The sequence below is a fragment of the Marinomonas profundimaris genome (genome assembly GCF_000508165.1).
Lineage (GTDB): Bacteria > Pseudomonadota > Gammaproteobacteria > Pseudomonadales > Marinomonadaceae > Marinomonas > Marinomonas profundimaris.
Genome location: NZ_AYOZ01000032.1, coordinates 1 through 2,922, shown reverse-complemented (window position 1 = coordinate 2,922; position 2,922 = coordinate 1). Strand labels below are relative to the sequence as shown.

The following is a 2,922-nucleotide window of genomic DNA, read 5'->3' as shown; positions in this document are numbered from 1 at the left end:
TCCACTCTTTAGCATCCACTCTTTAGCATTCACTCTTTAGCATTCACTCTTTATTGATATCGGTTTTTATGAATTCTAGTATGAAAAATGAGCAGTTTTTCATTCTGTTTGGCGCGGCTTTTTTTAAAACTTTAGTGTTCAATGTAATTTTTCTTACTTTTTTTGATTTTTCGCTTTTTTATGACTTTTTTCGCTTTTTTTTGCCTTTATTTTTAAAGTTATTTGCACTCAGTTCGATAACTGTGAGTACCGCTTTTTTTGCATTTGAAAAACGAAATAAAATCAAAAAAAGTATAAAAAAATATTAAAGATCAGCGCCAAGGTGTCGATAACTTTAATAAGAGACAAAAACCAAATAACTAATTAAATCAAAAGGTTGTCTCGTTAAAAAAATGTTTTTAGGAGAGAAAAAATGGCTTTATACGTAAATACTAATGTGTCCTCGCTGAACGCTCAGCGACTACTTGCAAACTCTAGTCGAGACCTTGATACGTCCTTCCAACGCTTGTCGTCTGGACGTCGAATTAACAGTGCAGCTGACGATGCTGCCGGTCTTCAAATTTCCGATCGTTTGACCTCACAGATTAATGGTTTGAACCAATCTGTACGAAATGCAAACGATGGTATCTCTCTTTCTCAAACCGCAGAGGGAGCCTTAGACGAAACAACCAGTATGCTGCAACGTATGCGTACTTTATCTATACAAGCAGCCAACGGGTCCAACTCAGATAAGGACCGTGTTGCGCTACAACAAGAGATGGCTCAGCTGTCTGAAGAGATTAACCGAATTGCTGCGACAACCACATTTGGTGGCGCAAACTTATTAGATGGTACTTACCAAGGTATTTTCCAGGTCGGTGCGGATGCAAACCAGACAATCAGCTTTACCTTAGAATTCGGTGGCGCCAATAACTCTGTCGACTATCAGGCAAATAACGGTTTCACCATGTCGGGTCTGTCTAATCAGGCTTCCGCTCAGGTGAGCGTAACAAGTGCGTCGGTATCGACCATAGTAAATGCTCAAAGTATGATCGGGATAATCGATGACATGATTTCCGCGGTGGATTTCAAGCGAGCAGAATTGGGTGCGGTACAAAACCGGTTTAGCTCAACCATTACAAACTTAAGTAATATCTCCGAAAACGTCTCCGCGGCTCGTGCTCGGGTTCGTGATGCCGATTTTGCTCAAGAAACAGCGAATCTGACCAGTACGCAAATTCTGCAACAGGCAAGCAGTACTATTCTTGCTCAAGCAAATCAGCGACCTCAGACAGCACTGTCTCTATTGGGTGGTTAATTTTATATAAAACAGCATGATGTAAAGCGGCTCTAGACTGCAGCTTTTGCAAATGATTCGAGTTTTCTCGGAATATAGGCTACTTCTCTCTCCTAGAGGTGCCTTTTCAGCCGGGTGATTTATCACCCGGCTTTTTTTTGCCCAAATAATGTGTTTTACCGGTTTATTGGGGCGTTGGAGGGTGGTTTTAAGGCTTATGCCACAGGCGGTGTTGAACGATTTAAGCGGTATATATCGCGTACTTTGTTTTGATCGACTTTGAGATGGGCTTTTTTTAGTCATAGTTTGCTCTTTATTAATTTTGTGGAAAACACCCTGGTTCGTTAAGTCCTTTATTGAAGGCGTTCGTAATTTGAGTGATTTCAAGTATCGGGGTTGGTGGTGTTTGCATTGGGTTTGTTTGAACGTGTTGAGTGATGGTGCTTTTTTAATCTCTCTGGCGATGGCGCTCTTAATGTAAAAGCTGACGTGATTTTTATGGTACGCGAGGCGGAGTTGAGCTTTGTATTTTTTAAGGTTATTTCGGCCAGGTGCGCGCTTTCTAAGCGAGTTGCATTGGATTAAAGGTCAGCTTTGAAAAAACATTTAAGTAAGTGGTGCGCTTTGATTTTGACTATACAGCACAGCTGGGTCTTTTTTTCTTCGATCTGGATGAATGAACCATCTCAATAGAAATAGTGGGTGAATGTCGCCATTGAAGCGGATTTTTTTGAGTACTCGAACACTTTTTTAAAAGCGTTTTTTGGTAAGGCGATGAGCAAAGTGTCGCCGGAAAAGTGTGTGTAGATATGCGTTTTTCCAGGTGAAAAAAACCAGGGGCGACGCCGATGTTTTTTACATTTCCTACATGGCACAGCTGGGTCTTTTTTTCTTCGATCAGGATGAGTGAAACATCTCGATAGAAAGGATGAGTGAATGTCGCCATTACAGTGGGCTTTTTTTAGTACTCGAGCACTTTTTCAAAAGCGTTTTTTGGTAAAGCGATGAGCAAAGTGTCGCGCCGAAAAAAAATGTGTGCAGATATGCGTTTTTCCAGATGAAAAAAACCAGGGGAGACGTCGATGTTTTTTACATTTCCTACACGGCACAGCTGGGTCTTTTTTTCTTCGATCCGAATGAATGAAGCATCTCGATAGAAGGGGCGATAGAAGGTGTGAATGAATGTCGCCATTGAAGCAGATTTTTTTAAGCACTCGAACGCATTTTAAAAAGAGTGATTTTGGTTAGGCTGTGAGCAAAGTGTCGCGCCGAAAAAATGAGTGCAGAGATGCGTTTTTCCCGATGGAAAAAGCAGGGGAGACGCCGATTTTTTTTACATTGCTTACACGGCACAGTACTTTTTTAAAAGCGTTTTTTGGTAAGGCGATGAGCAAAGTGTCGCCGGAAAAGTGTGTGTAGATATGCGTTTTTCCAGGTGAAAAAAACCAGGGGCGACGCCGATGTTTTTTACATTTCCTACATGGCACAGCTGGGTCTTTTTTTCTTCGATCAGGATGAGTGAAACATCTCGATAGAAAGGATGAGTGAATGTCGCCATTACAGTGGGCTTTTTTTAGTACTCGAGCACTTTTTCAAAAGCGTTTTTTGGTAAAGCGATGAGCAAAGTGTCGCGCCGAAAAAAAATG

General features: G+C 41.3%; 1 protein-coding gene. It reads left to right on the top strand.

Annotated elements, in window-relative coordinates; all coding sequences use genetic code 11:
- The first annotated feature begins 412 nt into the window (after nt 1-412).
- A complete protein-coding gene (locus tag D104_RS30810) occupies nt 413-1,297 on the top strand; it encodes a flagellin N-terminal helical domain-containing protein (protein ID WP_024024499.1) in 885 nt (294 codons plus the stop codon).
- Nucleotides 1,298-2,922: the final 1,625 nt, after the last annotated feature.

Coding starts and splice junctions, on each gene's coding strand:
- D104_RS30810 (WP_024024499.1), top strand. CDS start 413: ATGGCTTTATACGTAAATACTAATGTGTCCTCGCTGAACGCTCAGCGA.